Raw genomic sequence first — 26,991 nt, 5'->3', positions numbered from 1 at the left:
TTTTGAGTTTAAGCTACGATACTAGCTTTATATTTTTTCTTAGCATCGATGAATTCGATTTTAAGATCTTTATATTTAGATTTAATAGCTTTAATGTCGGCTTTAGAAAGTACATTATCTTTTTTAGCTTTAACATATTCTTGCTTAGCACTATACATGCTTTTAACATTAGCAACTAATTTGGCATACTTTTCTTCTATACCAAAATGTGAAGTCTTTGTTTTTCTTAAAAGAGCCTCATCTAGTTTAACCCTTGCTTTTGCAATTTCAATTAAATGCTTAGGAGTTCTTTTAAGGTCAGTACACCAGCCTATTTTAGCTAAACCTGCGATAAGCCATTTAGAAGGATCAAAATCAAACCATCTAATACCATTTCTATAGTCACCAGCAAATGCATGGTGATAATTATGATAACCTTCACCACCAGTAACTAAAGCAGTTATAAAACTATCTCTAGCAGTATTTTTAGTATTATATGGCTGTCTACCTAGTATGTGAGCTAATGAGTTGATACAAAAAGTAGCATGATGCACTAATATAACCCTAACAAGACCACCTAAAAGTACAAAACTTAAAGTTCTCCATAAGGCTGCAGAAAGCGTACCTTCACTTGCAAAGCCATATATGAAACCAGCTAATGCAGGTAAACCAAGACATGTTAGTGTCGCAAGTATTGTATAATGCTGGTGCTGAAATACTACAGCCTTATCTTTCAAAAGATCATTAACGCCACGGATTTCTTGTACATCTGCATTGTTATATTTGAACAACCAAGTAAAATGAGAGTACCAAAAACCACGCGTAGCCGCATAAGGGTCTTTGATAGGATCATCAACGTCTTTGTGATGTTTTCTATGGTCTGACGCCCACTGTAAAACACTATTTTGAAGTGCTGCAGTACCAAACACAAGCAGTATATAAGATACTATCTTATTTGCCTTGTATGTTTTATGAGACCACAATCTATGGTAACCCATAGTTATAGATATACCCGTCAGGATATAAAAAGCAAGTAAACACATATAGTCCGCTTTTGTAAAGCCAACGCTATAAGCGAACCAAGGTACAACAACTAGAGCCACTATTGGAAGTATTAAGAGTCCAACAATACTCTTCCAGACAATGCTGCCTTCTTTTTCTATTTCTTGATTTATTATTTCGTTATTCATTTAAGTATTTTATCCCTTTTTTATGAAGTCATATTCAAACAACCAGAAGAACGTTTAATCTACAGTCGCTTGGCATTTAGTTTTTGCAGTGTAACACACTTAATGAAAAATAGCTAATCGGTCTTCACCCACCCACAAAAATATTATCTAAAAAACCATTAAAACACAAGGCTTTCAGCCCTACCAACAAAAAGTCATTAATTTAAAAATAGTTTTTTAATGCTATCTAATTTTGTTTTTATCTTACTTTCAAAACCGTGACTTGTTGGGTTGTAAAATGTTTTACTTATGTTGCTTGGCAAATATTGCTGCTTTACAAAAGAATTTGGATAGTCATGGGGGTAGATATATTTACTATCTTTATAATTCTTAAGGTGCTGAGGAACTTCTATATAAGTAAGTTTTTTTACAGTTTGTGAAGCCTCTGCTAAAGCTTTATAGCACGCATTACTTTTAGGTGCTACAGCAAGATAAATAGCTGCCTGAGAAAGTACAAGTCTACCTTCTGGCATTCCTAATTTTTCATAAGCATTCCAAGCATCCATAGCTATACGTAAAGCTTGCGGATCCGCATTACCTATATCTTCAGAAGCTATACAAAGCATTCTTCTAGCAACCACAAGAGGGTCCACTCCGTTATCAAGCATTAAACTTAACCAAAATATTGCTGCATCAGGATCTGTCCCTCTTATAGATTTATGAAAAGCTGATAGTTGCTCATAAAACTCTTTGCCTTCTCTATGAAAATCTTTTGAGGCTTCGCCAACAGCTGTATCAAATAACTCTTTACTAAAACTTATAGTCCCAGATTTAGTACTTAAAAGATACATTCTTTCTAAGAGATTCAAAACCTTACGACAATCTCCTTGACTATAGCTAAAAATTGCTGAATAAATACAATCATCAATCACAATTTCTTGCTCCGATAAAATCTCATCAGTATTTATTGCAGATTTAACTAATTGCTCTACTGCATGGTGATTAAGTCTTTTCAATCGTAAAATAAATAGCCGAGAGATTAAGGCATCATTTAGATAGTAAGTAGGATTTTCAGTAGTTGCTCCTATTAGGATTATCTTACCTGATTCGACATAAGGCAAAAGTAAATCTTGTTGCGATTTATTAAAACGATGTATTTCATCTAAGAAAAGTACAAAACTGTCTAAAGCTTGGTTTTCAGCTATAATTTTTTTTACTTCCTTAACCCCTGAATCAACAGCTGATAATTCAAAAAAATCAAGATCTTTTGATTTTGCTATTATTCTCGCTAATGTTGTTTTGCCAACCCCTGGTTTACCACATAAAACTAATGAGCAAATCCCTTGACTTTGAAGTATCTTAGTTAGCACTCCATTACTTGAAAGAAGATGTTCTTGACCAATTACATCTTCAATTTTTTGTGGTCTTAGTCTCGCTGCTAATGGGATATACTTCATGAAATCGTTATCTTATATTTATTTTTAACCAACTCATAAAGCATCCCTTCTCGTACCGCCCCATTAGACAAAGACATCTGTGATATGCCCAAACTTTCAAATACTGCATACAAGATTGCAACACCTCCGGCAAGTACACTTTCACGATCCTCACGAAGCCCTTCAAACTGTATATGCTCAACAAACTTTTTATCCATCATTTTTGTAATAAGGTCATTTAGAAATTCTTTAGTGATAATTGGGCTACCAGTCATCTCTTGGCAGATTCCTGTAACAGAAGTAATCGTCCCAGAAGACCCTAACACTGTATTCCACGAAATGCGCTTATATTTCGTAGCTATTGGATCAAGTATCTTTTTAGCCTTACTCACAGCATTATGAAAATTATTAAAATTAAGCTTTTCATCTATAAAGCATTCTTTCTGGGCTCCTACACAACCCATATCCAAGCTTTTAGCAACAAGTATTTTATCTCCCTTACCAATGACACATTCCGTAGAGCCTCCACCAATATCTATTACTAAGGTTTTTTTCTTTATATCATGATTATCTCTAGCTCCAACATACACAAGCCTGGCCTCTTCTGGTCCTGATATAATCTTGATCTTAGTCCCAAGAGCTTTATCTAATTTCCTTTTAAACCCTTTAATTTTATTTTTAGCTTTTCTAAGAGTGTAAGTACCAACAGCTTTTACATGTTCAACATTATAGTTTTCTATCTCTTCCGCAAAAAACTCTAAACATTGTATAGCTCTTTCTTGAACATCTTTGCTGATAGTTAGATTATTGTTCAAACCAGCTCTTAATTGAACCTTTTGCTTTTGTTTTGATAGTGTAACAACCTCACCATCAGACATAATCTCACTTATTAGCATGTGAAAACTATTAGACCCTAGATCTATTGTAGCTACAATTTTTGACATCAACGCACAACCAAACACTTAAAAGATGTACCAATTATAAAAAAAAAGCGTATAAATAGCTAAAATAATTTTGTCTAGCCGTAATTATTTGTTTATAATAACTCTCAGTTAGTTAAATCCTTATAATCAACATTTAGCAAAATTCTTGCAAAATCAAATTAAAAAATCACACAAGGAAAAATCAAAGCATGTCAAAATGTATAGATATATCAGATAGCCAGTTTCAAGATGAAGTAATTAATAGCTCTACTCCTGTAGTTTTAGATTTTTGGGCACCTTGGTGTGGTCCTTGTAAAATGATTACCCCTATACTTGAGCAAGTTGCCGAACATTATGGTGATAAAGTTAAAATCTGTAAAATCAACATTGATGATAACGAAGATACTGCAATGAAATTTGCTGTACGCGGAGTACCAACACTTATGATTTTCAAAGACGGTGAAAATAAAGAAACTAAAGTTGGTGTTGTTCAAAAGAGCCAATTAATTTCTACAGTAGACAAATACTTATAAACTCATATTAACCCCTCCCCCTTTACACAATAGAGAATCCTCATGAATTTAAATGAATTAAAGTACAAATCAGTAAATGAGTTAATGGATATTGCACAAAGCTTAGACTTAGATTCTTTGCGTGCAAGAAAACAAGAACTTATATTTTCAATCTTAAAATACCATGCAGATAAAGGTGAAGACATTTATGGTGAAGGTATATTAGAAGTACTTCAAGATGGTTATGGTTTTTTAAGATCTTCTGATAGTTCATACTTTGCATCACCTGATGATATATATGTATCCCCAGCATTTATAAGAAAGTTAAATCTAAGAACAGGCGATAGCATTCTTGGTAAAATTCGACCTCCTCGTGATAATGAAAAATATTTTGCTGTTAAACATATTGATAGCGTTAACTTCGATTCTCCTGAATTAGCAAGAAAGAAAATACTTTTTGAAAACCTAACTCCAGAATATGCTAAAGAAAGACTTACCATGGAAATTGGTAATGGTTCAAATGAAGACATTACAGCTAGAGTTATTGATTTAGCAGCTCCATTTGGTAAAGGTCAGCGTGGACTAATCGTAGCACCCCCAAAGACTGGTAAAACAATCATGATGCAAAATATCGCAACTTCAATTGCAAAAAACCATCCTGAATGTAACCTAATCATGCTTTTAATTGATGAAAGACCAGAGGAAGTAACAGAAATGCAACGCTCTGTGCGTGGTGAAGTTGTAGCAAGTACATTTGATGAACCAGCTGCTCGCCATGTACAGCTAGCAGAGATTGTAATCGAAAAAGCTAAAAGATTAGTTGAGCATAAACAAGATGTAGTAATCTTACTTGACTCAATCACAAGACTTGCTCGTGCATACAACACAGTATCTCCTGCATCAGGAAGAGTCCTTTCTGGTGGTGTTGAAGCAAATGCTCTTCAAAAGCCAAAAAGATTCTTTGGTGCAGCTAGAAATACTGGTGAAGGTGGTAGCTTAACTATTATCGCAACAGCGCTAGTTGAAACAGGCTCAAAAATGGATGAGGTTATCTTTGAAGAGTTTAAAGGTACCGGTAACATGGAGCTTCATCTTGATCGTAAAATATCTGAACGCCGCGTTTATCCTGCTATTAGCTTTGATAGATCTGGTACGCGTAGAGAAGAACTTCTTACATCTCCTGAAGAACTACAAAAACTTTGGGTATTGCGTAAGATTCTTGGTGGTATGGAAGATGTGCAGGCTATGGAATTCCTTACAGAAAAAATGAAAGGTTCTCTTACTAATGAAGAATTTTTCCAGACAATGAAGAAAGGCTAATTTTAAACTGTTAATCTTTTTTAGCTATATAAGCCCCTGTAGCCCCACCGACAACACCTGCTGCCATAATCCAACAACTATTAAGTGAAAGTGCAAGGAAGCACGCTAGTGATATATAAATGATTTTTTTCATAATTGACCTATATAATAAAAATGATTATTTTATATGATACATGCTTAGTGCACTTTTTTGTACACTCAATTTACTCTCAAGAATAGTTATATTTTAATTGAAGTTATGACTACTCCTACATATAATGAAAAGCATCTTAATTTTTTCATACATAACCTATGTACTTCGGCGTCGACTATTACCCAGAACAATGGGACTACTCCCTTATTGATGAAGATTTAAATCGTATAGCCAATTCAGAGCTAAACTGTATCCGTGTTGCTGAATTTGCTTGGCATCTTATGGAGCCAAAAGATGGTGAGTTTGATTTTAGCTTTTTTACTATGGTTTTAGACAAAGCTCACAAGCTAGGTTTAAAAGTTATGCTTGGTACCCCTACTGCTACAGTTCCTGCTTGGCTTTATAAAAAAGATCCCAAGATATTTGAAATTGATGAAAATCTGATCCAAAAACATTTCGGAGGAAGAAGGCAAGCCTGTCTAAACTCACCAACTTATAATAAATATGCTAATCGCATAACACAAAAGATGGTCGAAGCTTATAAAGATCACCCTGCTGTCTTATTGTGGCATATAGATAATGAGCTTGGTCATGAAACAAGTGATATGTGTTATTGTGATCAATGTGAAATTGAGTTTAAAAAATACTTAAAAGAAAAGTTCAACAATGATATACACTCTTTTAATGATGCTATTGGTAGTGTTTTTTGGTCACAAACTTATAATGATTTTGATGAAATAAATATTCCTCGTTCAACAATTCCAGCAACTAACCCTGGAATGATTTTATACTTCAATCGCTTTAGAGCAGATACTACAACTAACTTTCTTGCTCGACAAGTTAAGATAATAAAAGACATAGACCCTGCCAAAGAAGTTTTACATAATTATACAGGTGACTACTTTTCAAAAGCTCAAGACCATACAGACTTATCAGAAAAACTTGATGTTGTAGCACTAAACAACTACCCTGTTTGGGGTGGGCAACACATACCAGTAGAATCATACAAAACTGCTTTAAAGCTAGATCAAACTAGAGGTTTTTTAAATAAAAACTACTGGATAACCGAACAATTAATTGGCGCTCAAGCACATAACATCATGGGGTTCGTTCCTCGACCAGGACACGCCAAGCTATGGTCATTCCAAGCAATGGCTCGTGGTTGCGACAATTTAATCTACTTTAGATGGCGTACAGCAACAAAAGGTGCTGAGCAGTTTTGCTATGGTGTGTTAGACCATGACAACAAGTATAATCACCGTTACAATGAAATGTTAGAGATTATTAAGCTCGCAAAACAACACAAAGAAGCTATAAAATCCCCAACAAAATCTAAGGTTGCTCTTTTATACTCTATGGATAATATCTATAGTTGGCGCATTCAACAGCAATCAACAGCTTTTGATATTCAAAATGAACATACTCGCCTTTACAAACCATTTTATGATAATAATATTAGTGTTGATGTGTTAGATATTCGTCATGATTTTGGTGATTATTCTGTAATACTTCTTCCGGTAGCAATGCTTATAACAGATAAAAACATCGCTAGGCTTGAAGAGTTCATTAAAAATGGTGGTACAGTTATTGCAAGCTTTAGAGCAGGCTTAAAAGAGTATCATAATGAAATTCGCTTTGGTGTTGAAAATCCTATTCATAAATTAGCAAATGTTAGCGTAAATTACTTCGAACCATTACCAACAGATACTAGCTGTACCGTAAATTATAAAGGACAAGAACTACAAGCTACTGTCTGGCGTGATATGTTAATACCTAAAGAGAATACGCAATCACTATGTAACTATACAGATGAGTTTAAAGATTATAGTGGTGCAGTAAAATCAAAAGTTGGCAGTGGCGAGATTTACTATATTGGTACAGGTATTGATGATGATATTTTTTGGCATGATATTGCAATAGAATTAGCGGATGAAAAATCTATACAGTATTTCAAATCCCCTGATAGCTTAGAGATTGTAGTTAAAGGAAACGATAATGATAAAATTGCTATCTTATTAAACCATAATCGTTTTGATGTTGAGTATCTTGGAGAAACTATCAAAGCCCTTGATACACAAATATTAAAATATGATAATTTCCAATGTAAATATTCAAAATACTATGGGTAATACTATGAGTACCATAATAAACTTGCATGGTAAGAACTCTTCTTTCATAATCAAATGTAACCCTAAAAATCCTCCTCAATGTATTTATTGGGGAGAAAAACTTCAACTTAATCAGGATGAAATCAACCAACTTTTAGCACAAAGCTCTGCTATACCTCAAGGCACAATAGATGAGCCTAGTCACGGATCACTAATCCCTAATCTTGCTCAAGGTGACTTTCATATAAATGCTATTGAAATAATCTCTAGCACTCATTGGTCACCAAATTTTAAACTTATAAATACAAAGATTAGTTCTCAATCAGCTAAACTAACTCTAAAAGATGAGATTGATAATGTTGGCTATGTGATGAAAGCTCTTCCTAGCTTATGTAATAGTGATATAAGGTTAACCGGTAATATTTTGGCTAATATTGGCTTAGACATTCCTTTACTGCACCCACAAAGTGCCATTTTAGTAGAAATTAATGAGGTTAAAAATGATTAAATACAATACACGCCGTTGGAACCCTTTCCTAATAGCTATACCAGATATTGGTATTGGTATGTTTTGGTCTTTAACAGGAACTATTGGCTCTTGGATTGCATATCAACATACAAGCTCAGCTCTACTTGTGGGCTTACTTTTATCTATGGCTGCTTTCACTGGGATATTCATGCAAACTATTGCCGGCATAATTTCTGATAAAACACCAATTAACTTTATGTTTGGTAAAAGGACTACTTGGTTGTTATTTGGACTTATACTAACTTGTATTTTTCAAATGCTTTGGGCTTTTGCTCCAAATTATGCAACTTTATTTATCATCGCTTTTTGTACCTATGCAAGTATTAACTTTTTTCAAGGACCTTACTATACTCTTGTAGTTGAAGTTGTAGATTTTGATCAAGTTCCTTTTGCAATACTCTTAGCTCGTACTACTGCTCAAATTGGCACAATATTAATTGGTCTTATTGCAGCATTTATGTGGGATGCTGGCGGTGCTCTTATAAGCTGTATAGTTATATGTCTTATACTCATTATCCCTACAGTAGCTATATTGCCAACCATCGTAAAAGAAAGACCTGAAAATCAGACTAAGAATGAGTCAAAGTTAAGTCTTAATGTATTTAAAAACAAAAATAATAATATGCTTTTTCTTGCAACATTTTGTGCAATGACAGGTTTTGGTGCTTTTATGCCGATGATGGGTGGCTACATGAATGAATACTTATCATTTAACATAAACTTTACCGGTTCATTAGTAGTAGCATTTGGTGTTAGCTCAGTAATTATTGGCTTTTGCGCAGCAATAGCTTTAAAAAGACTCAATATCACTATAAAGAAGCTTTTCGGTGGTGGAATGCTAATATTTGCAATATCTCTTTTTGGAGCATCCTTCTTGAAAGAAGATTGTTATTGTTGGTATACAGTTACAGTTTTTGTAGCACTTGGGTTTATCTTGACACAAGTTTCTAGTTATACAATCATTGCAAGACTTGCACCTGATGGTAAACTTGGTGAATATATGGGGTGGTTAAATATGTTTTTCTCACTACCTCAACTTCTAATACTTATCTCCGGAGGATGGCTAATAGATGCTGGGTTTGGTTCTTATCTATATATTATAGCTAGCATAATTCTATTTATAGGCTTTATTGCTGTGACACAAATAAAACTACCTACAGAAACTATCCATCAAGAAAGCTAGTCTCTTTCTTCGCTTCTCTTTTATAAAGATTCCGATGCTTTAAAATTTCTTTTTTTTGTGCTTCTGATTTTTGAGGATTTGTTTTATCAAACTCTTTTAAGAATTTACCTGCTTCACTCACATACTCTCTATCTTTTTTATTATCAAAAAGATGTGCTAGCCTTAAAATTATTTTCATCATAGCGAAACCTCTTATTAGTATTTTATCTTGTAGCTTGAAGGTAATTATACTAAACTAAATGACAAAGTCACCTTTTAACTGTTAAAGCTTTAAGCACAATTATGGGATTAAGCCAAAAGCCAAAAATTATTGGAATTTTCTTAATGTTTTTGAGCATTACTATGCTAAGTCCTGTAATTATCGATCATATTTATGAAGAAAATACATCGTACCCTTTTTTAGTAAGTTTCGTAATCACTTTTCTTTCTGGGTTTATGATGTGGTTTATAGCTCGAAAATCAACAAAAAAACTTTCAAATAGGGATGGCTTCCTTATAGTTGCGTTAGTATGGGGCTTTGTGACATTATATGGTGCGATTCCCTACCTAACCTTTCCTGGACTAAACCTTACATTCACTCATGCTGTATTTGAATCAGCTTCTGGGTTTACAACTACTGGTGGTACTGTTATATCTGGTCTTGAGTATTTGCCTCACAGCATATTATTTTACCGTCAGCAGACTGAATTTTTTGGTGGTATGGGTATTATTGTACTATCAGTCGCGATACTACCTCTTCTTGGTGTTGGTGGAATGCAGCTATATAAAGCTGAGATCTCTGGTCAATGGAAAGATGAAAAGATAGCTCCTAAAATATCAAGTACAGCTAAAGCACTTTGGTTAGTATATTTACTCTTTACATTTTTATGTTTCTTATCGTACTTACTCGTAGGCATGAATCCATTTGATGCAATTTGCTATACATTCTCAACCGTATCTACCGGAGGCTTTGCTCCAACAGATGCTAGCATGACTGACAAATCTACTGGCGTGCTTATAGTTTGTGGGATATTTTTATTTCTTGGTGCTACAAGCTTTAAAGCTCACTATATAGCTCTATCACGACTAAGCATCAAACATTACTTTAAAAATGTTGAGTTTAAAGCGTATTGCTATCTGCTTTTTTTCTCATCTGTAATCGTTGCTATAACAATGATTTCATTCTCTAATGATCTTGCAAATATTCCTAAGACAATAACAGATAGTATCTTCCAAGTAGTAGCTCTTAGCTCAAGTGCCGGATTTGTTTCTGACAATAACTTCTATCTATGGCCTAGCTTCTTACCCATCATGCTAATGTTTTTAGCAATTGTAGGTGGTTGTGGAGGCTCAACTGCCGGTGGCCTAAAAATGATACGAGCAATATTATTTAAAGAGAAAGCTGTATTAGAAGCAAAAAGAGTAATTCATCCTCAAGGTGTTTTTACTGCGAAACTTGGTGATATTCATATATCTGAGCAAGCTTTAAATAGAGTTTCTGGCTATATCTCTGTATACATAATAATTTTTGGTGCTGCTTGGCTTGCCTTACTTGGTTGTGGGCTTGATGTTACAACAGCTTTCTCAACAGCCGCTACTACTCTTTCAAATGTAGGTCCAGGACTAGGTGAGATTGGCACAAGCTTTAGCTCTTTACCTGATAAAGCATTATGGATATGTGACTTAACAATGATCGCCGGAAGACTTGAAATATTTACTATACTAGTTTTATTTATGCCTGAGTTTTGGAGAAAATAATTCATACCAGTCACATTCACTCTTCCACAAAAGAGTTTATATTCCTCTCTAAAATCAATATATAATGCTGAAAAATGCTAAATAATTAAAGAAAGCATGAAAGATATCAATGCATTCTAAGATGAGTATAAGATTTTAAAGAAATTAGAATTCTGATGCTTCTGCCATATATGATAAATTGCCAATTCGAGAATAAGTAACACCTTTAGCAATTGCTGTTATTTTATAATCTATATTAGACTCTTTACCAACACAGAATACTTTCACAAGTGTATCTTTAGGTGATAAATATGCTTTGAAACTTGAAGTGTTAGTCTCCTGACCTTCTTTACCATCTTCTGATGCCGTATAAATCACTTTACAGTCTTTGTTATCACCTACATATAATTTAACTAAAAATTCTGTTGGTGATGCTTTATCTATATTATTTATTCCTGAAGGGACTGCATCATAGTCAAAACCTAAGGTCTTATATGCCGTAGCTTTAGAACTTATAAACTGATGATCTGTCAAAGTCAGACCTTTATACTTATTTTTAACATCTTCACTAATACAACCGATTAATAATACTATCAAAGAAATTAATGTAAATATAATGCCTATTTTTTTCAATTTAACTATTTTTTTTCCCATTTTCATATCACCTAAAACACTTAAATCCTTGTGTTATAAGTAAATATACCCCCTAAGTACTATTATTTCAATAGTTAAAAATTAATTTTTAAAGAAATTATTACTAATCTTCTGATTTGACTTCTTCTTCATTCTTTTGTTTTTTGTGTTCATAGTAATCTTTCATACTAAGACCTTTAGCTCTAAACTCAGCCTTTTCAGCGATTTCATCAAGCCTTCTCTTAGAGTATTCAATATGCTCTGGAGCATAATCTTCAACTGGTTGACCATGTAGATTAAACCTTTGTTTTAATTCAAATACAGCCTTATGATAACGAGTATCTCCAACATAGCGACGCAGTACATTTCTTAAAACCATCTTATCTAAAGGTGAAAAATGCTCATTTTGATAAATTATTTCAATTTCTTCACTTATTCCAACTTTTAACGGCTTCTTATTGATAGGATCAAAACATTTTGAAAAGCGAGTACATAACCATTTAAAAAGTCTTGCCTCTTCTTTCTCTCTCTCTTTTGCAACATCAACCTTGATCACTAACTCGTCATTATCTACACTAGTTGGATTTTCTAGCTCGTTAATAACCTTGTTGTTTATTCTATGGCCATACTGAGGAATACGAATAAAAGTTTCATCATCTGTAGCTCTAGTATTTGTTTTATTCACATTTTTACTAGTTTTATTTCTTGAGATATTTTTATCTCTAGCCTGCTTCATTCTTGAAGTTTTTTCTTCTATTTTAGAAGAACCACCCAATAAAGATTGTAATAAAGAGAAGTCGTTTAATTTATTTCTACCGTCAGACATATTTTTATACTTTTGTTTTAAGCTTTTGCTTTAGTTAAATTAATTAGCTATATCGTACTACAAACTAATCCCTTTTGGCAAGTAATAAACCCCTTTGAGATATTTTTTCATAACAGTGCTCAATTATCATTGACAATATCCATATTTTAAATATAATATTCTACATCTTTGTGGCTATGTAGCTCAGCTGGTTAGAGCACAGCATTCATAATGCTGGGGTCGATGGTTCAAGTCCATTCATAGCTACCACAAGTTTTTTCCTTTATTTTCAATACTCTCAGAACACTGACAAACCATATAAGCAAAACCTCGAAAAAGCTTCTAGGTAACAAATAGGTAACAAATCTCTAATTTTTTCATCTAAGTAAATCTTACAAATGACTGTAATATTAGTATGTTTAGATAACATTGATGAAATAAGAAATAGTATATATTTAAATCCTATACAACTTCTCAATATTCTTTAAGCTGATACAAGATCATTTTGGTGATGAACAGCACTTAACTTTCATCCATTCCTAGTTCACCATTTTTTTTATAAAGACTAATAACTTCTGTTAGATGTTTTGAACGATAACTGATCTAACTTAAAAAGTATTATAAATCGTTTTTAGTGAACAGCTTACAGAGAATTCATTACATACTATCTAATGTAGTTGCTTACCTATTCCTCTTCCAACTACTAAGACTAACACATAAAACTTACATAAATTTTGATATCTATTTTTCTATATCTGAACGTGATTTTGATGGTTTTGATTTTGTTGATCTCACATATAAGCCAGATATACCTTCTTCTCTAAAACGATTTACATTACTAAATAGTTTTCCAGTTTATTCTAAGAACTATGCCCATTTACTCTAAAAGACAGTTGATTTAATATTCAATTATATTAAAGTACTTTACAGAACATCTATATAAAATAACTAATAATCTATATCGTGACCACCATCAGCTTTAGCTAAAGGGTGTCTCCAAGCAGCAATATGATGACCTGGCACTGGCAGAAAAGCCCCTAGTTTCATTTTTCTCATGTCATTTCCTTAATTTTGATTTTTATTAATCTAAAGTTCGAATAAAATTATTAGAAATAAAAGCATTAATATTTTCAACAGCCTGAGTAAAATACAATTTATAATTTGTATCCGCCACATAACCTAAATGCGGTGTTGCTATAACATTATCTAGCTGACGTAAAGGATGATTTTGTGGTAATGGCTCTTCTTCAAACACATCTATACCAGCACCTCTAATTTTTTCCTCTTTAAGAATTCTTATCAAATCTTCTTGATTAACTATTTCAGCACGGGAAGTATTAACTAAAAATGCCGATGGTTTCATTAGAGACATCTCTTTATATGTAACTAGGTTTCTAGTTAGATGACTTAATACCATATGTATTGATATTATGTCAGAATTTATAAATAAATCTTCTTTGGATTCTATAAGAGTAACTCCTACTTCATCACAACGTTCTTGAGTAAGATTAGGACTCCAAGCAATAACATTCATTTCAAATGCTTTGGCTACTGGCACCATTAGTTTACCAATGTGCCCTAATCCTAATAAACCTAATGTTTTACCTTGTAAACTAGTACCAAGTGTTGACTGCCAAGGACCATAGTTTTTAACAGCATTAGACTCAGCTGTTATATATCTTGATAAATTTAAAATTAAAGCCCAAGTTAACTCCATAGGAGGTCGTTTTAGACTTTTTGTACCACATACTATTATATTTCTTTCTTTTGCAGCTTCTTTATCAATAGAAGCATTTCTCATTCCAGAAGTTATTATTAATTTCAATTTTGGTAATTTTTGCATTAGTTCACGAGTGATTGGTGTTCTCTCACGCATGACTACAATTATTTCAGCATCTGATAAAGCCTTTACAAGTTCATTTCCTACTAAATGTTGATTTAAATTGCTCACAGATATATTTTTCAATTCATTCCAATTAGCCGATTTTAAAGAAACATTTTGATAATCATCCAATATAACACAGTTCATAAATAAGCTCCTTGATTTAGAAGGTCTAAATAGATTTTAACACTAAATTAACCAACACATTTTATACATACAATTACCTTAACTATTCTAGTATTTTTTAAAATGTTAAATTTTGCAAGTAAAATTATAGAAAACTCAAACAATCTCCAAATTTCATCAGTTAACCATCTACCTCTGATATATCTATAGTTTTGCTCTATGGCTTGTAAGTATATCTACTGACAGATAATCTTATCCAAAAGCTGGCCATATTTAGGCTCACTTATCTCCTCTACTTCTATCAAGATGATTAGTTTAAACCATACCTTAAGATGAATTTACACCTGTTACTTCTTTTAGGATTTGCTTATTGATATAGACTTCATCAGCTAATAAATCTAAAGTTAGTTTAATACTCTTATTATTTTGCTCTATAAGATCTTTTCTCCTTCCAGTCTCAATCATAGAACTTCCATGATATTTTTGTTATCACCTTTCAGGTTTGTACTTGATTAATAAGGCTCTGCTTATATAAGAGTTAATATTCAAATGATCTTCCCTATCTATTTAAAAGCATGAGAACATAAATATAAATAACTCTTTGATGCTTAATCTTAAAGTTTGAACTCAAAAGTTTGTTGTTCACCATTTAACATTGTAAAGCCAATGTAATATGCTACGCTCAAAAATGGGAAAAGTATCATCGCTCACCAAAACTAAACATAACCTAAATGAAAACCAAAGCCTCCTAATATTCTCTGAAAAATTGCAAATAATCCTTGTAGACTTAAACTCCTTGCTGATATTAAAATGGCTATAGCTGAGATTCCTGGAAGGAAAATTAATACTGTCGGTAGTAATTGTATATTGTATATTGTATTTTTACATGTATATTGCTTCATTTTTTAATTACTAATCTGAAACGCTAGTTAATTTAGATAGCCCTGAGGCTATATAAATCTTTTACAATAGCGTTTCTAAGTATTAATCATGCGAAGCATTACGCATTGCCCACCGTCGGCCCGATAGGGTTGACCAACGGGTTTTACCAGTGAAACGGGAGGGACTTAGACTAGCAAACTTGTTACTGTGCCCTTAGCCTGCGACAGGGTGCTTTGCTCGGCTTTAGTCCATCGTGTAAAACTCGTTGGTCAAGCGTAGCGTAGACGGTGGGCTGAGCATTCCCCAAATGAAATTGGGGAAGCGGCGAACTGTTAATCTATATCGGCTTGCTCCAACGCCCTGCGACACATACAGTGTGTTAAGGGGTGGACGATATGGATTATAAAGTAGCCTAAAGGGGTTTATATTTGCTAGTGCTACTAGCTTGATTATTTACTTGCTTTGACAAAAGTAATAAATCATCTAATACTCATAACTTTTTTACAGTTATAATCTCGCCAAAATGTTGTTGAAGAGATCTCAAATTCTGCTAACATTTTTGCCAAAGCATTTGCATTTATAGGTTTGCCCCGTAGCCAAGCTAGTCATGCTTATTAGCATTCCTCCTTAGATAAGATGAAATATAAAGATTCCCTCATTAATTAGTTACCTTAAATATCTCAGAAATAATAGGTGTCAATTATCCATAGTTTGATTATAAGATCGGGCTAAAATAAAAACATATAAAATTATTTTATAGACATAGCTATATATATCAATGTTTACCCTGATGTTTAGCCATAACATCATGACTTTTTTTATTAAATTCCTCATATTTATATAAAGAACCAAGTTTCATTAAATATTCCGAACAGAACCTTTTTTCAACATCTTTAATAAGTTTCGTAATTTTATTTGTATAATCATAATATCCTAAATATTCTGCTATACTTTTACTTGAAACCTCAAAACCAAAATATTCTGATAACAACAAAATATCTAGTAAAAAAATAAAATTCCCTTCTAGAAAGCCTCCTCCTTGATATAATATCGACGGTTTATAGCCATCTGTTTCATAAAGCTCTGGATATTTATTTTTTTTTGCTTCACTTGATTTCACTTTATTAACAAAGAAACTATTCATAAAATCTGTTGCAAATTTATAGCAAAATGCTTGTGGCTGCTCATCAAGTCTCTCTATATTTTTAGATTTATCTAAACCTATTGGGTTTTGGTACCAATACGGTATTTCATGCAGCCTTAAATACCTAGCAGAAATAGGATCATTTAGCATGTCATAAAAAAAAGCACCAATATCAGCATATTTATTTAGCAATAAAACATCTTTACTTTTAAAAGCTTCTTTATTTGATTGAATCTCTCTCATCCAACAAATTACAGATAAACGATGAAATAATATCTCAAAAAAGTCATCACAGTTTAATCTTGAAACGTCTTTATATTTACTAGGATCAAAACTTAATGTTTGACCAATCTTAGTACCTATATTTTCAATATGTCTCATAAAACTCTTAAAACTTGCTTTTTTGTACTGCTTGTTTAGCTTTTTATCTTCAAATTTTTGAATAACATACGTATGACCATAACTAATATGAAGATGATCAATTTTATAATTAGTAAACCTGTCTGCATACTTTACATAAGAATCTAAAAAAACATCTAATAACCTATCTTTATATATTTCTCTTGATAATTTCTCTATCCTTTTATGCAATGAACTCTTTGTTGATATTTTTACCCATTTTGGAAGCTCTTCATATAAGTCATCGATTGTTTTTGATACTTGTAGTGCGTCAGGAATATCATAAGCATCTAAAGAAATATTTTTAGTTAATAATCGTCTGATATATTTTGCTTTCTCATACGGGTTTATTACATAATTTGACTCTTTTAGTTTTATATATATTTCATTAAATAAAGAATCTTTAAAAAAGCTAAAATCATCTATCTCTTCTTTTGTATACATGTTTACCCCTCCATTAAACTAAGAATCACTTTTTATTAAACTGCATATATGTGAAAGTTGAGAAAGATAATCAAAATTGAATCTCATATCAATATCTCTCTCAAAGGATTTCTTTTTCTTAGACGACTTGAATTTGTCATGAAAGACTTGATTCTCTGGTAAAGATAAGCCAAAAACTTTTGATAAAATAAAAACATATAACATGTATAAACCATGTTCATTAATCCAAAATTTAATTAATTTCTTTTCTATTACCTGAGGATCATATATTAAAAAGTCTTCTTTATTTTTTTCATAATATAAATCATCTCTATCATAAAAAAATTCAGGAAATGGGCTTTTTATATCTTTGCTATATTTATTCAGATAGTTTTTATATAACTTAGAATTTTTAGTTTTTCTAGCATAAAAACTCTTTGTCATAGATATCTCAGAATCATTGAAATATACACTTTTATAATGTTCTTTTATAAAAGCATCTGCCCCCTCTGATCTTTCTGATATTTTTGATATTGAATCAGTATTACCCATAGGATTATCAATATACTTTACTTCATTTATCAAATACTCAAACTTTGAAGTAAAAGGGGACTCATAAAAATCCTTAAGGAAATTCAAAGCTGAAGTCATTGACCCACACATTTCTAATAGCTTAAAAGATATACACGACTCTTTCGTAGGTCCTACAATTTTCAAATACATTTTTTTTAAGTCATTATTTTTAATCCAGGCATAAAAGTCTTTTTTATTGAGCAATATACTTGCCATAAATTAAACAAAACTCCAAAAATATCATTTACTGTAAGGTTATTACAAATAAATTTATCTACATCTGGTAGTTTTATTACGTATTTATTACCTCTTATATGTGATTTAAAGTATGATGTGTCAAATACTTCTTTATAATCCTCGAACATTCTAGAAAGATTTGGTTCAGTAGATTTTAGCCAGAATGTTTCATAATACTTACAATTTTGAGTTTGTAAAAATGTCTTATAAAGTTTAGCTACTGTAGTAACATTATCTCTCTTTAAGCCTACAGTAGCATTTGCTAAAAAGCTTTGTTCAAACGCTGTTGGTTCAAATACTATCGATTTATAGTTACATAATTTAGATATTTTGAATCTATCAGAATTATTTACATACCATATTATAAATAATTTTGCTTTTTCAATTTCTTCTTTAAAATCATCATAGAAAAACTTTATCAATTTAGCGTGCTGGTAAGGAGTTAAATATGAATTACTTGATTGCACATCTTGATATGTTAAATAAGCTTCATTTAACGAAATAGAAAATAAGCATTCTAAAAATTCATTTACCAACTCATTTGGTATATTATTTTTAGTAATATACTCTCTTAAAGAACCATATTCATATTCATATTTATACTCATTAAATGAAAACATGTTAAATGTTGATAAAATAAACACAACTAGCTTGTTTGAAAAATTATAATCTTCTGACATAAATACCCTTTTTTCTAAGAACCTTATTTGTTATTAATTAATATTAAACATTCCTTAGCTCATTTTCATAAGCAAAAACATATACTTTTTACTCATTTCATTTGTTGGTAGTTATGATAAAATCTATTATATTTTTTTAAAGAGAAAAAGTTTTATGCTAGAAACTATACTATTATTTGGTGGAGTAGATAATGAAAGATTAGTATCTATAGCATCTGCAAAAAATTTAGCTCTAAGTTTTGATTTTGATACATATCTCTTCCTAGATAAAAATTACCAATTATATATAGTTGAAAAAGCAGATTTAATTCAACATGATTGCGACTTCATTTCTGATTTTACTATTAAAGATAACTATAAACACATAGGTGATGTTTATAATATAGCTCTTAATGTAAAGAAAAACTCTATATTTTTCTTAGCACTTCATGGTAAATTTGGTGAGGATGGTGAAATTCAATCAATATTAGAGAAACACAATTTTAAATTCACAGGCTCTTCTTCTAAATCTTGTACTATTTGCTTTAATAAAAAACTATCGAAGAAGGTTGCTAACGATAATGGCATACCAACACCCAAAGTTATATCTTCTAACTCTGATTTTACCCTTAAAGAAAAAGCTATAATTACTAAGCCTATAAAAGGTGGCTCTAGTTCTGGAATAAATTTTTATAGCTCCATATCTGATATCCCAAACCACATACTCGATGATCCTAATATCATATGTGAAGAACAAATTGATGGGAGAGAGTTTAGTTGTGGAGTTATAGAAAATAATTGTAGCCTAACGCCTCTTATTCCTGTTGAAATAGTTTGTAATAACCATTTTGGATATGAAGAAAAATATATTTCTCAAGATACTAAAGAAATAGTTAACCCTGATATTGATATTGAAGTTAAACAGCTTATTCAAGATTTTAGTTTAAAAATTCATAAAGCTTTAAATTGTACAGGATATAGTCGCTCTGACTTCATATTTGATGGAAAAAAATTGTTTTATTTAGAAACCAACTCATTACCAGGACTCAGTAAACAATCAATTTTGATAAAAGAACTAAGATACAATAATATTAGTATGCACGATTTTATTTCAGATCAGTTTTCAAAGGCTTCTGGATAAAGCTTTTCGTAACACCCTTCTAACCTTTTGTGATTCAATGTACACAAATGTTTTAAGTTAGGAATAAAGGGAATACAAAGCGAGCAAAAAAAGAGAATTATACCAGAAATTGTTAAGACCTCTGACATACTATATATGTTACTAATTTGTGTGAAAAATAAAAATCCTATTGGGATAAGAAGTTTACATATAAATATATAGATTGATTCAATTTTATTACGAGCAAATTCTGGTGTTGCAACACTCTTTAGATATGTAATATTTACATTAAATACGCATACGCTAATTCCTAATATAAGAATTAAAAACCATACAATATATATTTTCTGAGAAACTAATAAGAGTCATTGAGAAACACGTAATAATACTAGAAAATATTATTATGTAAAAAGAATTAAAAAAAGTACCCAAAAGCTTTGAAACATATATCCCTCCTAAAACCATACCACATCCAAAAAATGTCTCTGTTATTCCTACATAAAAAACAGATTCTTTTAAACTATGTAAAATAAAAAAAGGTAAAAGTACCGCTATGAAAGGAGAGATAACAAAATTATATATAGCTGTAATTATTGCTAAATAAAATTCGTTTTTAATTAAAAACAAAACCCTGAAACCATTCTTAGTTTTACGATAGTGTTCTTTATTTTTTATTGGTTTATTTAATTTGATTTTATATAAAAGTGATAAGGCTGTTATAACTAACAAAGATCCAATAAATAGTAAGTTTTGATTACTGATTATCAAGATTAAAAAACCTGAAATTGCTGGACCAAGAACCACATTAATAGATGAAATACTCCCAGCAATTCTAAAAGCTTGTTTTTTAAAATCACGAGTACAAATGCTTGATATAATACTATTTGTTACAGGAGTAAAACAAACGTACACGGCATTTAGATAAATTATCAATAATGACATATAAATAACATTAAACAATGATAATACCGAGCAAAATAATAATAATATAAAACTAACAAAAAAGTTTAAAAGTAATACCTTTCTCACAATAAAAATACTAGATATCTTTGAAAAAAAATAAACCACCATTAAATTAATAATCCAAGATATAAACATTACAAAGCCTATAAGCTTAGTATCAGCAAAGGTGCTTATCATATACCAGGCAAAAAAAATCATATATCCTTTAACGGTTATAGAAAAAGTTAGGTTTGTTAGGCATAAGAAAAAAAATTTACTATTATGGTTCTTTAGTTCTATTCTTCTTTGTTTCACTTGATACCCCTTATATCTGTTTTATTTTATTAGTATCATGCTTTCAAATCGCTAAGTATTAAGTCAGCTGCAGTTTCACCAATCATCATACAAGCTGCATTTGTATTTCCTGATATAATATTTGGAATTACTGAAGCATCTGCTACTCTTATGTTTTCTAACCTTTTTACTTTAAGGTCGGGGTCTACTACCCCATAATCTGAATCGAAGCTAGTCATCATACAAGTGCTAGTAGGATGGAAAATAGTAGTCCCAAACTTCTTTATATATTCAGCTAATTTGTCATTATCATTAATAACATCTCTATTAGGAATCATTAATTCATCAACCGTACTAGTAGAGTTTTTTAGGAAAAATTTGTCTGCTAAAAACCTTAAACCATACATAATCGATGTTAAATCTCTTTCTGAGTTCAAATAATTAAAAACTATTTGTGGTTTCATATAAGGATCTCGACTTCTTATTGAGACCTTTCCTCTTGAATCTGGTCTAAGCTGTGTTATTGAACATGTCATTCCAGGAGTTTTATGTAGCTTCCCAGGAGATTCCGCACTAAAAGGGATAAGGTGTAATTGAAGATCTGGATATTCTTTATTATTTTCACTAGAAAAAAACATGCCTGCAACACCAGCTCCAATAGTCAAATCTCCTTTTTTAGTAAGAAAATATTTTAGGCCAGACATTACTTTTCTATAATTACTGTTATATATACCATTCATTGAATTATTTTTAGATGTTTTATATACCAACCTTGCTTGATAATGATCTTGCAAATTAGATCCAACATCTTTATTACTTAGAATAGTTTTAATTTGGTTTTTTGATAATAAATCATCTGGACCAATTCCAGATCTTTGTAAAATTAAAGGAGTTCCAATAGCTCCAGCACAAACAATGACTTCTTTAGTACAAAATATTTTATGTCTCCTCATCATCCAAATATCTTATTTTTGACGAAGACACTGTTTTTAGCTTCAACTTACTAAGGCTATTATTATCAACATACCCAAATTCATAAGCTTTACTCATAGCACCTTTCAAACAGGCCATAATTCTATTTACACGACTATCTGATATACCTTTTTCTTTTTGGTATTTATAAAGTGTGTTGTTTACTAAATTAGGAGAAATATCACTCAACTTTGTATTATGAAGAGATACCAATTGTTTAACTAAAATATCATTATTAGTCTTATATGATTTTCTGTTATCTTTATACCAGTTGAGATAAAAGTCATTTAAATAATCTTTAAGTAAAGGATCTTTATCAGAATGATTTTCATTTGACTGAATATCCTCACCTTGCGATATCAACCCATTTAATCGCTGAGCTTCTAATTTAGCTTGCGTAAGGGTTAGCGAATTATAATTGGCTATAGTATATCTCTTTTGAACTTTGTTTTTATTTCTATAATTCAATCTCCATGTCTTACCACCAGAGGGGGTAACTCTTAAGACTAACCCTTTATACTCAGGATCAGTATAATCAACTATGGCACTTGATGATTTAATCTTATTAAGCTCACTTTTAGTAAATTTTATATTTGGCACTCTATTTATCCATAGGTAACAAACTGGGTAACAAACTGGGTAACAAACTGGGTAACAAACTGGGTAACACAAATTATAAATAATTTCTCATACCAAATATACAAAATTTTCACAAAACCTTTATTTTAAAGAGTTTTTCGCAAGAATCCAAATATTATATATATGGTGATATACATATTATAAAGCATTCATAATGCTGGGGTCGATGGTTCAAGTCCATTCATAGCTACCACGAAGATTTTCCCAAAACTTTTAATAACAACGCTTTCAAAAAAAAAACAATAACATCACAAGTAGTGCATATTAGCACAAAACTATTTATTTATATTAGAATCAAAATATAGTTATCCCATACAAAGAGGTAGTAAAAAAATTTGTAGTTTTTTATGAATTTAATTAACTAAAATACTTGTAATTTTAATGGCTGCTAGGCTATCGAAATATATTATATTTGAAAATTAAGCGTTTATGAGAAAATCAGAGAACTATAACTATATCCCATATGGAACGAATCTCTACATTAGTGATTTTACCAGTTTCTTTAATAAAGCAGAGTTCCAGAATTTGATTAATTTAGGAATATGTTCTAACCAATCAACTTTAGCAACATCATTAAATATAGGGCTAAGCAAAGTATCTTCATTTACTTTTACATAAAATTGTTTAATGAATATTTCAATTTGTTGCGATGATATATTCATAACTAACCTCTGTTTCAAATTAAGTCTAAACTTTTAAAAATGATTCTCTGTTCATTGTTGTTAGATGGCAATACATCTTTTAGCTTATATTTTTGTAATACCGATGTATAAGCACCAGATGCTTCAGCTAAAATAGCTTCGAGTTTACACATGCCTGCAATTGGGCAATTGATCCCAGTACAATCAATAGATTTGAATGATGATTCAAATTTACTCATAATCTCGAACAAATTTAATTCCAGTGCATTAGGATGAACCTTTATTCCACCACCATTACCTCTTTGAGTGATGATGTATTGGAGCTTAGCTAATTTTGCAATTATTTTAGTTAAATGATTTCTTACGATATTAAATTTTTTTGAGATTTCATCTAACTTTACTAAATCATCATGAGACTTAAGGGTAAGAAATATCAGTACTCTTAGTGCATAGTCAGTTTGACGGTTTAATTGCATTTATAGTTACTCCGATTAAGATATAATTTTTTCCTTTCTATCTATTCTATCAGCTAAATCATGATTTACATCTCTATGTTCTTCTTCATCTGCTTTTACTACAATAACAACATCTCTTAATCTTGCTGTTTCAGGTGAACTCCAATAATCTGTAGCTATCTGAGGTGCTGGGACATTCTCTATTCTGCCGGCATCAATTTCATCTAAGTAATGTTGATAACTAATAACAGCTTCTTCTAGATAACCAACAAATATAATAAAGCGCTCAAACCAGTTTGGTTGGGCAATATGAATAAATGTCATCAAATGTATACGTTCATTTTCAGCTTCATTAAGTAACGTTCTAATCCAGCTTTCATCATTTTTAATTTTTCTAAGGCATTTAACGTGAAAGTTAGCTGCTCCAATCATATCTGATATAGATACAACAGTTCCCAAAACAATAGCACGAGCCGTAGCATTTTCTGAAAAAGGTATCTGCAAAAAGCCTAAAAATTTAACTAAACCATAAGCGACCTTATCACTTATTTTTTTGCTGCTCGATGTTTAATGCTCATATTAACTCCTGTAATCTAATTTATTTGTTTTAGTAAATAAAGGCATCACTATAAATATTATTGGAAGCTATCCCTGCTAAAAATGCTGCGGTTTTTAGTTTCTTCGTAATTTCTACAGGCCCACATACATATGCTTTTGCTGTTTTATATTTAGCGGCATGCTGTAGAAAAATTTTATCTATAGTCCTGCTATCTTTGTCATCCAACACACTAGAGTAGTATTCTATGTTTGAATAAGCTTTAGCAAAAGCTTGTAGTTGATCATTATAGTAAAGATCTTGGTTACTACAACCACCATGTATTATTATCATTTCACCTTGATGATTTTGTTTGATTGCATCTTTTACAATACCTATCAATGGGGCTAACCCTGTACCTGTGCCAGCTAATAGTAACGGATAGCTTTCTTTTTTTGGATTATAATAAAAACAATCACCACTAGGGCCTCTTAACTTTACAGTAGAGTTAACTTTAGCATCATTCTTTAGCCAATTGCCAATCTTGCCATTATCTATAATTTTTATATGTAACTCTATATAATTATCACTGTAAGGAATATTCGCAATAGAGTAACTCCTAGCATCTCCATCATTATTTATTAAATTAATATATTGCCCAGCTATCCAAGCCGAAAAATCATCGACAATAAGCTTCACGCTCATAACATTGTAATTTAGATAGTCTAATTCTTTGATTGTAGCTGTAGTTTCAATAACATCATTTTCAGAAGTACTAAATGTGATGCTAGATTCTAGCTTAGCAATACATGGTAAGAAATAACCTTGTGATTGAAGCGTTTCTTTTAAGCCTTTTTGCCATAGAGAATTGATATCACCAATCGAAATTTTTGCAATACAAGATTGGCATATGCCAGATTTACAAGAATGATTATATGAAACATTATTTCTTAATAAACAATCTAATACTGTTTCATCATTTTGAAGTTTATAGGCTTGGCCCTCATAATAAAAAACCATAATTAAATCACCTATCTAATACATCATCCCTAACACTATTAGCTATATTAGCCACTTGTTGGATATCTTCATCACCTACACCAAGCTCACTTAATGTAGCACCTAGATGTTCTATAATAATATCAACATGAGTATCGTTCAATCCACGAGCTACTAGATGCTTGTGGCCTTGACGCATGTCTTTGCCTGTATAGCTATTAGGGCCACCGAAAACCATAGTTAGAAAGGATTTTTGCTTTGGAATCTGTTTGTCCATATCAACATCATCAAAAAAAAAGTTAACTCTCTCATCAAGCAATACTTTGCGATAAAAAATATCTACTGCTGCATCAACTGCCACTTGACCGCCCAATTTTTCATAAAGTGTTTTTTTCATAGTTACTCCTGTTGTTTAAAGATGCATTTTAAATACATCTTTAATTGTACGGTATAATTTTTATTAAAGCAATGTCTTTGAAAGACTTAAATACAAACAGTTAAAAACACCTTAGAGTAGCATTGCAATTGGAAAGATATGTTAACTTGTTAAACAACATGATTAGCTAGTTCCTAACTAAGCGTTTAATTAGAAACTAAACAGTTGGTGCATTTCAAATTACAATCTATGTATTGAGAGTTTTGTTTTTCAATGTTTTGATAAGACTACTCTTATCAGTATCATAAGGATACAAAATAGATACTTTTTTATTATTCAAATCTTCTCTATATTTTTATTTGGAATCAAGAATCTATACTAATTTATTTAACTCAAGCTTATTTACTAGACTTAAACACCTATCTATAGTATCTATAGTTAACAATACTAAAAGTATATCTTGATATGTAGGTGAAAATAGTGATTTTTTGAAGGATTAAATAAGTATATTGTTAAGGAAAACTAATCAACTATAACCATATCTCTTGTAGAACGAATCTCTATATTTGTAAACTTACCAGTTTTTTTAATTCTACCAAACACAGCAAACTTAGCGATTTTACTTTTATCAAAACCCAAATATTGCACTTGATTTGGTGCTATAAATATAGAAAACCTTGCATCTTGATTAACCTTAAAAAGCATTTTTACACTATCTCCTACAAGAGATTTAGATATACCAGAGATACCATATACAAGTCTATACTTACCATTTAAGCTAGCTGCATTTTCTTCTGTTAATTCAAGAGCATTTATCGTTGCAATGTCTTGTTTCGCATATTCTTTAATTCTATTATCAGCTAAGTGTTGTTTTTTTTGTGGCATTAGCTCAAGAGTCTCATCATCTCTTAGCTCACCTCCAACTTCTAACTTTGTTAGTAAATTTATAGTCTTCTCAAGATTTTTATTTACAAGAAAGTTTATCTTGCTCATATCTTTTTTAGAATCACTATTAAGTAGCTCTTTAATTCTTGCTTCATCTACTAACTTAGCTACTCTTGGGCAAGCATCATCATGTAGATTATCTTCATCCTTAATAACTTCAAAAAATGATCCTTGATTTGCCTTTCTAATTATTTTAACTTTTGCTTTACCACAATCTAAACAATAGATATTTCCCGAGTGAAGCTTACTGCTATATTCATTTGTATTTATAAAGCCTTTCTTATATCTAGCTATGTTCATTT

28 protein-coding genes and 1 tRNA gene are annotated in these 26,991 nt (G+C 31.2%); 8 read left to right on the top strand and 21 right to left on the bottom strand.

What is annotated here, in order from left to right:
• Positions 1-8 precede the first annotated feature (8 nt).
• The 3 genes from CDH04_RS02375 to CDH04_RS02365 form a co-directional block, all read right to left on the bottom strand.
• On the bottom strand, positions 9-1,169 hold the full coding sequence (locus tag CDH04_RS02375) for a fatty acid desaturase (RefSeq protein ID WP_112869500.1): 1,161 nt from the start codon (positions 1,167-1,169) through the stop codon (positions 9-11).
• Between the two features lie 197 nt (positions 1,170-1,366).
• Complete coding sequence (locus CDH04_RS02370) at positions 1,367-2,605, bottom strand: replication-associated recombination protein A (RefSeq protein WP_112869499.1); 1,239 nt, start codon at positions 2,603-2,605, stop codon at positions 1,367-1,369.
• Positions 2,602-3,528: a Ppx/GppA phosphatase family protein gene (locus CDH04_RS02365; protein WP_112869498.1), complete on the bottom strand. Its 927-nt coding sequence runs from the start codon at positions 3,526-3,528 to the stop codon at positions 2,602-2,604. Before CDH04_RS02365 ends, CDH04_RS02370 begins: the two co-directional genes overlap by 4 nt.
• Before the next feature lie 188 nt (positions 3,529-3,716).
• On the opposite strand from CDH04_RS02365, the gene trxA reads away from it, so the two are divergent.
• Together trxA and rho are read left to right on the top strand one after the other, a co-directional pair.
• Complete coding sequence (gene trxA, locus CDH04_RS02360; RefSeq protein ID WP_112869497.1) at positions 3,717-4,040, top strand: thioredoxin; 324 nt, start codon at positions 3,717-3,719, stop codon at positions 4,038-4,040.
• Between the two features lie 42 nt (positions 4,041-4,082).
• Positions 4,083-5,339, top strand: coding sequence for a transcription termination factor Rho (gene rho, locus CDH04_RS02355; protein WP_112869496.1), 1,257 nt, complete (start codon positions 4,083-4,085; stop codon positions 5,337-5,339).
• Between the two features lie 10 nt (positions 5,340-5,349).
• Here the strand turns inward: rho and CDH04_RS10015 are convergent, their stop codons facing one another.
• Positions 5,350-5,472: a hypothetical protein gene (locus CDH04_RS10015; RefSeq protein WP_256868917.1), complete on the bottom strand. Its 123-nt coding sequence runs from the start codon at positions 5,470-5,472 to the stop codon at positions 5,350-5,352.
• 158 nt (positions 5,473-5,630) lie between these two features.
• On the opposite strand from CDH04_RS10015, the gene CDH04_RS02350 reads away from it, so the two are divergent.
• Genes CDH04_RS02350 through CDH04_RS02340 form a run of 3 tightly spaced genes read left to right on the top strand, consistent with a single transcriptional unit; the run spans position 5,631 to position 9,292 of the window.
• Positions 5,631-7,601 (top strand): beta-galactosidase, encoded by a 1,971-nt coding sequence (locus CDH04_RS02350; RefSeq protein ID WP_112869495.1) that lies wholly within the window; start codon positions 5,631-5,633, stop codon positions 7,599-7,601.
• Positions 7,602-7,605: 4 nt separating this feature from the next.
• A complete protein-coding gene (locus CDH04_RS02345; protein ID WP_162699184.1) occupies positions 7,606-8,088 on the top strand; it encodes a hypothetical protein in 483 nt (160 codons plus the stop codon).
• A complete protein-coding gene (locus CDH04_RS02340) occupies positions 8,081-9,292 on the top strand; it encodes an MFS transporter (RefSeq protein ID WP_234393396.1) in 1,212 nt (403 codons plus the stop codon). Before CDH04_RS02345 ends, CDH04_RS02340 begins: the two co-directional genes overlap by 8 nt.
• On the opposite strand, the gene CDH04_RS02335 is transcribed toward CDH04_RS02340, so the two are convergent.
• Positions 9,273-9,473, bottom strand: coding sequence for a CBU_0585 family protein (locus tag CDH04_RS02335; protein ID WP_112869493.1), 201 nt, complete (start codon positions 9,471-9,473; stop codon positions 9,273-9,275). The genes CDH04_RS02340 and CDH04_RS02335 overlap by 20 nt on opposite strands.
• 101 nt (positions 9,474-9,574) lie before the next feature.
• Here CDH04_RS02335 and CDH04_RS02330 point away from each other — a divergent pair, with 101 nt between their 5' ends.
• Positions 9,575-11,029, top strand: coding sequence for a potassium transporter TrkG (locus CDH04_RS02330; protein WP_112869492.1), 1,455 nt, complete (start codon positions 9,575-9,577; stop codon positions 11,027-11,029).
• A gap of 144 nt (positions 11,030-11,173) precedes the next feature.
• Here CDH04_RS02330 and CDH04_RS02325 read toward each other — a convergent pair whose 3' ends face one another.
• Together CDH04_RS02325 and CDH04_RS02320 are read right to left on the bottom strand one after the other, a co-directional pair.
• Positions 11,174-11,662: an FTL_1709 family lipoprotein gene (locus CDH04_RS02325; protein ID WP_112869491.1), complete on the bottom strand. Its 489-nt coding sequence runs from the start codon at positions 11,660-11,662 to the stop codon at positions 11,174-11,176.
• Between the two features lie 103 nt (positions 11,663-11,765).
• The gene (locus tag CDH04_RS02320) at positions 11,766-12,467 is read right to left on the bottom strand and encodes a ProQ/FINO family protein (protein WP_112869490.1); all 702 of its coding nucleotides are present in this window, start codon (positions 12,465-12,467) and stop codon (positions 11,766-11,768) included.
• A 172-nt stretch (positions 12,468-12,639) separates the two neighbouring features.
• Between CDH04_RS02320 and CDH04_RS02315 the strand changes: the two genes are divergently transcribed.
• Positions 12,640-12,716: transfer RNA gene (locus CDH04_RS02315), tRNA-Met, on the top strand.
• An 811-nt stretch (positions 12,717-13,527) separates the two neighbouring features.
• Here the strand turns inward: CDH04_RS02315 and CDH04_RS02310 are convergent.
• The 5 genes from CDH04_RS02310 to CDH04_RS02285 all read right to left on the bottom strand — a co-directional run bounded on the left by CDH04_RS02310 (position 13,528) and on the right by CDH04_RS02285 (position 18,792).
• Positions 13,528-14,475 (bottom strand): D-2-hydroxyacid dehydrogenase family protein, encoded by a 948-nt coding sequence (locus tag CDH04_RS02310; RefSeq protein WP_112869489.1) that lies wholly within the window; start codon positions 14,473-14,475, stop codon positions 13,528-13,530.
• A 306-nt stretch (positions 14,476-14,781) separates the two neighbouring features.
• Positions 14,782-14,919: a hypothetical protein gene (locus CDH04_RS09875; RefSeq protein WP_200164535.1), complete on the bottom strand. Its 138-nt coding sequence runs from the start codon at positions 14,917-14,919 to the stop codon at positions 14,782-14,784.
• Positions 14,920-16,111: 1,192 nt separating this feature from the next.
• A complete protein-coding gene (locus CDH04_RS02295; protein ID WP_112869487.1) occupies positions 16,112-17,323 on the bottom strand; it encodes a hypothetical protein in 1,212 nt (403 codons plus the stop codon).
• 18 nt (positions 17,324-17,341) lie between these two features.
• Positions 17,342-18,025: a hypothetical protein gene (locus CDH04_RS02290; RefSeq protein WP_162699183.1), complete on the bottom strand. Its 684-nt coding sequence runs from the start codon at positions 18,023-18,025 to the stop codon at positions 17,342-17,344.
• Between the two features lie 5 nt (positions 18,026-18,030).
• Entirely contained in the window at positions 18,031-18,792 is a 762-nt protein-coding gene (locus CDH04_RS02285) for a hypothetical protein (RefSeq protein ID WP_112869485.1), read from the bottom strand.
• A 154-nt stretch (positions 18,793-18,946) separates the two neighbouring features.
• Between CDH04_RS02285 and CDH04_RS02280 the strand changes: the two genes are divergently transcribed.
• Positions 18,947-19,912 (top strand): D-alanine--D-alanine ligase family protein, encoded by a 966-nt coding sequence (locus CDH04_RS02280; protein WP_112869484.1) that lies wholly within the window; start codon positions 18,947-18,949, stop codon positions 19,910-19,912.
• 282 nt (positions 19,913-20,194) lie between these two features.
• On the opposite strand, the gene CDH04_RS02275 is transcribed toward CDH04_RS02280, so the two are convergent.
• The 9 genes from CDH04_RS02275 to CDH04_RS02235 all read right to left on the bottom strand — a co-directional run bounded on the left by CDH04_RS02275 (position 20,195) and on the right by CDH04_RS02235 (position 26,989).
• On the bottom strand, positions 20,195-21,148 hold the full coding sequence (locus tag CDH04_RS02275; protein ID WP_162699182.1) for an MFS transporter: 954 nt from the start codon (positions 21,146-21,148) through the stop codon (positions 20,195-20,197).
• Positions 21,149-21,183: 35 nt separating this feature from the next.
• Positions 21,184-22,083: a GMC family oxidoreductase gene (locus CDH04_RS02270; RefSeq protein ID WP_112869482.1), complete on the bottom strand. Its 900-nt coding sequence runs from the start codon at positions 22,081-22,083 to the stop codon at positions 21,184-21,186.
• Positions 22,067-22,699, bottom strand: a complete 633-nt coding sequence (locus CDH04_RS02265; RefSeq protein WP_162699181.1) for an Arm DNA-binding domain-containing protein — start codon at positions 22,697-22,699, stop codon at positions 22,067-22,069. Before CDH04_RS02265 ends, CDH04_RS02270 begins: the two co-directional genes overlap by 17 nt.
• A 515-nt stretch (positions 22,700-23,214) precedes the next feature.
• Complete coding sequence (locus CDH04_RS02260; protein WP_200164534.1) at positions 23,215-23,400, bottom strand: globin family protein; 186 nt, start codon at positions 23,398-23,400, stop codon at positions 23,215-23,217.
• Between the two features lie 14 nt (positions 23,401-23,414).
• Positions 23,415-23,855 (bottom strand): RrF2 family transcriptional regulator, encoded by a 441-nt coding sequence (locus CDH04_RS02255; protein ID WP_112869480.1) that lies wholly within the window; start codon positions 23,853-23,855, stop codon positions 23,415-23,417.
• 15 nt (positions 23,856-23,870) lie between these two features.
• Positions 23,871-24,383, bottom strand: coding sequence for an alternative oxidase (locus CDH04_RS02250; protein WP_200164552.1), 513 nt, complete (start codon positions 24,381-24,383; stop codon positions 23,871-23,873).
• A 58-nt stretch (positions 24,384-24,441) separates the two neighbouring features.
• A complete protein-coding gene (locus CDH04_RS02245; protein WP_112869479.1) occupies positions 24,442-25,389 on the bottom strand; it encodes an FAD-binding oxidoreductase in 948 nt (315 codons plus the stop codon).
• 7 nt (positions 25,390-25,396) lie between these two features.
• A complete protein-coding gene (locus CDH04_RS02240) occupies positions 25,397-25,765 on the bottom strand; it encodes a group I truncated hemoglobin (protein WP_112869478.1) in 369 nt (122 codons plus the stop codon).
• Between the two features lie 501 nt (positions 25,766-26,266).
• Complete coding sequence (locus CDH04_RS02235; protein ID WP_112869477.1) at positions 26,267-26,989, bottom strand: hypothetical protein; 723 nt, start codon at positions 26,987-26,989, stop codon at positions 26,267-26,269.
• Positions 26,990-26,991: the final 2 nt, after the last annotated feature.

Origin of the sequence: Francisella adeliensis (assembly GCF_003290445.1) — a bacterium.
Classification (GTDB): Bacteria; Pseudomonadota; Gammaproteobacteria; order Francisellales; family Francisellaceae; genus Francisella; species Francisella adeliensis.
The sequence above is the reverse complement of the archived record's forward strand: the minus strand, read 5'-3'. Positions and strand labels throughout refer to the sequence as shown.